6 protein-coding genes are annotated in these 5472 nt (G+C 64.3%); all 6 read left to right on the top strand.

Annotation, left to right across the window (positions count from 1 at the left end):
- Positions 1–1296, top strand: a 1296-nt coding sequence (locus HKL97_RS11960; RefSeq protein WP_291425635.1) for an AarF/ABC1/UbiB kinase family protein, incomplete at its 5' end; no start/stop codon positions are given.
- A 38-nt stretch (positions 1297–1334) separates the two neighbouring features.
- Positions 1335–2033, top strand: a complete 699-nt coding sequence (locus tag HKL97_RS11955; RefSeq protein WP_291425633.1) for a class I SAM-dependent methyltransferase — start codon at positions 1335–1337, stop codon at positions 2031–2033.
- Between the two features lie 146 nt (positions 2034–2179).
- Positions 2180–3316 carry a Re/Si-specific NAD(P)(+) transhydrogenase subunit alpha gene (locus HKL97_RS11950; protein ID WP_291425631.1) on the top strand — a complete coding sequence of 379 codons (1137 nt, stop codon included), beginning with the start codon at positions 2180–2182 and terminating at the stop codon, positions 3314–3316.
- Positions 3317–3332: 16 nt separating this feature from the next.
- On the top strand, positions 3333–3722 hold the full coding sequence (locus HKL97_RS11945) for a proton-translocating transhydrogenase family protein (protein ID WP_291425629.1): 390 nt from the start codon (positions 3333–3335) through the stop codon (positions 3720–3722).
- Between the two features lie 12 nt (positions 3723–3734).
- On the top strand, positions 3735–5141 hold the full coding sequence (locus HKL97_RS11940; protein WP_291425627.1) for an NAD(P)(+) transhydrogenase (Re/Si-specific) subunit beta: 1407 nt from the start codon (positions 3735–3737) through the stop codon (positions 5139–5141).
- A 223-nt stretch (positions 5142–5364) separates the two neighbouring features.
- Positions 5365–5472, top strand: a 108-nt coding sequence (locus HKL97_RS13695; protein WP_363238837.1) for a biotin carboxylase N-terminal domain-containing protein, incomplete at its 3' end; no start/stop codon positions are given.

Here is a 5472-nt window from a genome sequence, read left to right as displayed (position 1 = left end):
TCGGGCGCCGTCGGCGGCATCGCCGCGCGCATCGCGGGGGAGCGTGTGCTCGGCATTAAAACCGACCAGGCCCGCCACGCCCAGGATTTAAAAGCCGTGCTCGGCGGCCTCAAGGGGCCGATGATGAAGGTGGCCCAGTTCCTCTCCACCGTGCCCGACGCGCTGCCCCCCGAATACGCCGCCCAGCTGGCCGAACTCCAGGCCAACGCGCCGCCAATGGGCTGGGCCTTCGTGCGCCGGCGCATGCAGAGCGAGCTGGGGCCGGACTGGGAGAAAAAATTCACAACCTTCGGCCATGAGGCCGCCGCCGCCGCCAGTCTCGGCCAGGTCCACAAGGCCACCCTGCCCGATGGCACCCAGGTCGCCTGCAAGCTGCAATACCCGGACATGCCCAACATCGTCGAAGCCGACCTGCGCCAGGTGAAAATGGCCATGGCGCTCTACCGGCGCATGGACAACGCCATCATCCAGGACGACATCTACGTCGAACTCTGCGAGCGCCTGCGCGAGGAGCTGGACTACAAGCGCGAGGCCGCGCAGATGCGCCTCTACCGCGCCATGCTGGCGGGCGTCCCCAACGTGAACGTCCCCGAGCCGGTGGCGCAATACACCACGCCGCGCCTGCTCACCATGAAATGGCTGAACGGCGTCGGGCTGAGCACCTGGCTGGAGGGCAATCCCAGCCTGGAGCAGCGCAACGCCCTGGCCACTGCGCTCTTCCGCGCCTGGTACATCCCCTTCTACCGTTACGGCGTCATCCATGGAGACCCGCATCTGGGCAACTACCAGGTCTCCGAGGCCGGCGGCCTCAACCTGCTGGATTACGGCTCCATCCGCGTCTTCCCGGCCAAATTCGTCGGCGGCGTGCTGGAGCTCTACGCCGCCGTGCGCGACGCCGACTCCGCGCGCGCCCGCCACGCCTATGACATCTGGGGCTTCAAGGGCATCACCGATGAGCAGATCACCATCCTCAACGGCTGGGCGCAATTCCTCTACGGCCCGCTGGTCGAGGACCGCGTCCGCCCCATCGAGGAAAACGGCGACACCCAGTTCGGCCGCTCGGTGGCACAAAAAGTTCATGCCGGGCTGCAACGCACCGGCGGCGTGCGCCCCCCGCGTGAATTCGTCCTCATGGACCGCTCCGCCATCGGCCTCGGCTCTGTGTTCATGCGCCTGCGCGCTGAGCTGAACTGGAGCCGGCTGTTCCATGAAACCGTTGACGACTTCGACCCCGCCCGGCTCACCGCCCGCCAGCAGGAGGCCCTGCGCATTGCCGGGGTGCCGGAGGCCAAGTAATACCAGCGCGCGTGCAACAATCATGACCGAGGGCGTCGATGGCAATTTTTAAACGCGGCCTGCGCGAGGGCTTCATCGCCCGCGCCTACCGGAAGATCCTGCATTCCTTCTACGCCAACGATCTATGGATCGACCTGCGCCTGCACGCCAAGCGCGAGGCGGTGGATTATATCGTCGCCAACATGAGCGAGGCGATGGTCCTGCCCGACCGGCTGGATCTGCTGAAATTCGCCCTCTCGCGCGCCCCGGCCGAAGGGCTGGTGCTGGAGTTCGGCGTCGAGAAGGGCGCCTCTTTGCGCCACCTCGCCAGCCTGCGCCCCGGCAATGTCCATGGGTTTGACAGTTTCGAGGGCCTCCCCGGCGACTGGGGCGGCACCAAGGAGGCCGCCGGCGCCTTCACCCTGCGTGGAAAACTGCCAAAAGTCCCGGCCAACGCCATTCTGCATGTCGGCTGGTTTGACAAAACCCTGCCGCCCTTCCTGGCGGCAAATCCGGCCCAATGCGCCCTCATCCATGTCGATTGCGACATCTACATCAGCACAACCGTCATCTTCGAGCGGCTGCGTCCGCGCATCGGCAGCGGCACGGTCATCGTGTTCGATGAATATTTCAACTACCCAGGCTGGCGCGCGCATGAATACAAGGCGTTCCAGGAGTTCATCGCCGCAACCGGGCTGCGCTATCGCTATCTCGGCTTTTCCGCCGAAAAGGGCCACGTCGCGGTCATCATTCTCTGAATCCCGCCGCGCGCCGCCGCCCGCACCTCACACTTTCGGCAGGGGCATGCGTGGTAACGCGCGGGCCCGGCGCGTATGCTCTTGAATAATTACGCAGCCTCCATCATGGTGCGTTGCAATCGATAGCGTTTTTTAGGGAATGGTCCATGCGTCTAGCTGTTTTAAAAGAACGTCGCGCCGGCGAAGCCCGCGTGGCGGCGACACCGGATACAGTCAAAAAGCTGATCGCTCTTGGCCTCAGCGTCGCCATCGAGGCCGGCGCCGGACTGCAAGCGGCGATCTCCGATGAGGAGTTCGCGGCCGCCGGGGCGCAAATCACCCCCGATGCCGCAACCGCCCTGAAAGGCGCTGGAATCCTCTTCGCCGTGCAGGCGCCCGAGCCGGAAGTCCGTTCCCTGGTGGAGCCGGGCACCTTGCTGGTCTGCACCATGAACACCTTCGGCAATCCAGAGCTGGTTCCGGCCCTGGCCGCCGCGAAGATTGACGGCGTGGCGATGGAGATGATGCCCCGCATCACCCGCGCCCAGAGCATGGACGTGCTCTCCAGCCAGGCCAACCTCTCCGGCTACCGCGCCCTCATCGAGGCTGCCAACGCCTTCGCGCGCGGCTTCCCGATGATGATGACCGCCGCCGGCACCGTTCCGCCCGCCCGCGTGCTGGTCATCGGCGCCGGCGTGGCCGGGCTGCAGGCCATCGCCACCGCGCGCCGCCTCGGCGGCATCGTCTCCGGCACGGATGTCCGCCCCGCCGCCAAGGAAGAGATCAAATCCCTCGGCGCCACCTATATCGGCGTCGATGATGAGGAGTCAGCCAAGCAGACCGGCCCCTATGCCGGGCAGATGTCCGAGGAATTCCGCAAGAAACAAGCGGACCTCATGGCCGCCACCGTCGCCAAGAACGACATCATCGTCTGCACCGCGCTGGTGCAGGGGCGCAAGGCGCCGGTGATCGTCACCTCCGAAATGGTCGCCGCCATGCGCGCGGGCAGCATCATCATAGACCTCGCGGCCGATTCAGGCGGCAATTGCGCCGATACCGTGCCGGGCGAGACCATCACCACCGCCAACGGCGTCACCATCATCGGCCACCGCAACTGGCCCTCGCGCATCGCCGTCGCCGCCAGCCAGCTCTACGCGCGCAACCTGCTCACATTCATCACGACCTTTTGGGATAGCAGCGCCAAAGCGCCCAAGCTCACCGAGTCCGACGACATCATTAAAGGTGTGCTGCTGACCAAGGGTGGCCAGGTCGTTCACCCGAATTTCATTCCCGCAGCCGCTTAAAAGGGGGGAGCTAAACATGACACCAGCCGACTTAGCCGCACAAGCGGCAGATCTCGCGCATCAAGCCTCGATTCTCGCGCAAAACGCCGCCGGCGTCGCCGCCATCGCGGCGCAGAACGCGCCGCCCGCCGCCCCCTTCGTGTATCTGTTCAGCATCTTCGTGCTGGCGATTTTCGTGGGCTACTATGTGGTGTGGAACGTCACCCCGGCGCTGCACTCGCCCCTCATGGCCGTCACCAACGCCATCTCCTCGGTCATCATCGTCGGCGCCATGCTGGCAACCGGCCTGCAGGGCAGCTCCGTCGCCCATTTGTTCGGCTTCCTGGCCGTGGTGCTGGTCAGTATCAACATTTTCGGCGGCTTTGTGGTGACCAACCGCATGCTCTCGATGTTCCGTAAAAAATAAGGCGCCCGCCAGATGAACCAGTCCCTTACCTCCTTCGCCTATCTGGTCGCCGCGGTATTATTTATCCTGGCGTTGCGCGGCCTCTCGCATCCCACCACCTCGCGCCGGGGCAACCGGCTCGGCATCATCGGCATGGGCATCGCCATTCTGGCGACCCTGGTGCATAGCGGCATGTCGCTGGGCGGCGTGGCGCTCATCGTGCTCGGCGTCGCCATAGGCGGCGCCATCGGCACCGTGGCGGCGCTGCGCATTAAAATGACCGCGCTGCCCCAACTCGTCGCCGCCTTCCACTCCCTGGTCGGTCTGGCCGCCGTGTTCGTCGCCGCCTCGGCGCTGAACGCGCCGCAGAGCTTCGGCATCGGCACCACCGGGCATATCCATCTGGAGAGCCTGGTGGAAATGTCGCTTGGCCTGGCCATCGGCGCTGTCACCTTCACCGGCTCGCTCATCGCCTTCGCCAAGCTGCAAGCGCTGATGTCGGGCACGCCGATCACCTTCCGCGGCCAGCACAAGCTCAACCTGGGCCTCGGCATTCTGCTGTTCGTCCTGGTTCTGCTGTTCATCGTCTCCGGCGGCAGCAAAATCCTGTTCGCGGCGGTCGCCATCCTGGCGCTGCTCATGGGCTTCCTGCTCATCATCCCCATCGGCGGCGCGGACATGCCGGTCGTGGTCTCGATGCTGAACTCCTATTCCGGCTGGGCCGCCGCCGGCATCGGCTTCACCATCGGCAACATGGCGCTTATCGTCACCGGCGCGCTGGTCGGCTCCTCGGGCGCCATCCTGTCCTACATCATGTGCAAGGGCATGAACCGCAGCATCTTCAACGTGTTGCTGGGCGGCTTCGGCAACGCCGGCACCGAGGCCGTGGCCGGCACCACCTCGGGCGACAAATCGGTGAAAATCGGTTCCGCCGAGGACGCCGCCTTCATCATGAAGAACGCCTCCAAGGTCATCATCGTGCCCGGCTACGGCATGGCGGTGTCCCAGGCGCAGCACGCCCTGCGTGAAATGGCGGATGTGCTGAAGGCTGACAACATCGTGGTCAAATACGCCATCCACCCGGTGGCGGGCCGCATGCCCGGCCACATGAACGTGCTGCTGGCCGAAGCCGGCGTCTCGTATGACGATGTGTTCGAGCTGGAAACCATCAACAACGAGTTCGCCTCGGCTGACGTGGTGTACGTCATCGGCGCCAACGACGTAACGAACCCGGCGGCCAAAACCAACCCGGCCAGCCCGATCTTCGGGATGCCGATCCTGGAGGTCGACAAAGCCAAGACCGTGCTGTTCGTGAAGCGCTCCATGGCCTCGGGCTACTCCGGCGTCGACAACGAACTCTTCTTCCGTGACAACACCATGATGCTCTTCGGCGACGCCAAAAAGATGACCGAGGAAATCGTGCAGTCGCTGGATCACTAAGGTCAAGCCGAATGCCGCGAAAAAAGGCGGGCTTCATGGCCCGCCTTTTTTGTGCTGCGGCAACTCCGCCTAAAAATAAACCACCCTGCCGTTTTGCTGTAAAAAAAGGCACAACTTTACATCTCCCCCCGGCTGGTGGCATTGCTCTGCGGCGAAGTTTTGGGATACGAGCAAGAAAACCAGCCTAGCCGGGAATATGCCGGCATGACGGAGAGATACATCTGTGAAGCATTTCAAACGCCTTCTGGTCGCCAACCGGTCTGAAATCGCCATCCGCGTCATGCGCGCGGCGGCCGAGCTTGGCATTCAGACCATCGCCATCTACCCGGAG

The sequence above is a fragment of the Acidocella sp. genome (genome assembly GCF_013044125.1).
Taxonomy (GTDB): Bacteria; Pseudomonadota; Alphaproteobacteria; order Acetobacterales; family Acetobacteraceae; genus Acidocella.
Note: the sequence above shows the minus strand (reverse complement) of the source record. Positions and strands in the feature narration are given on the sequence as shown.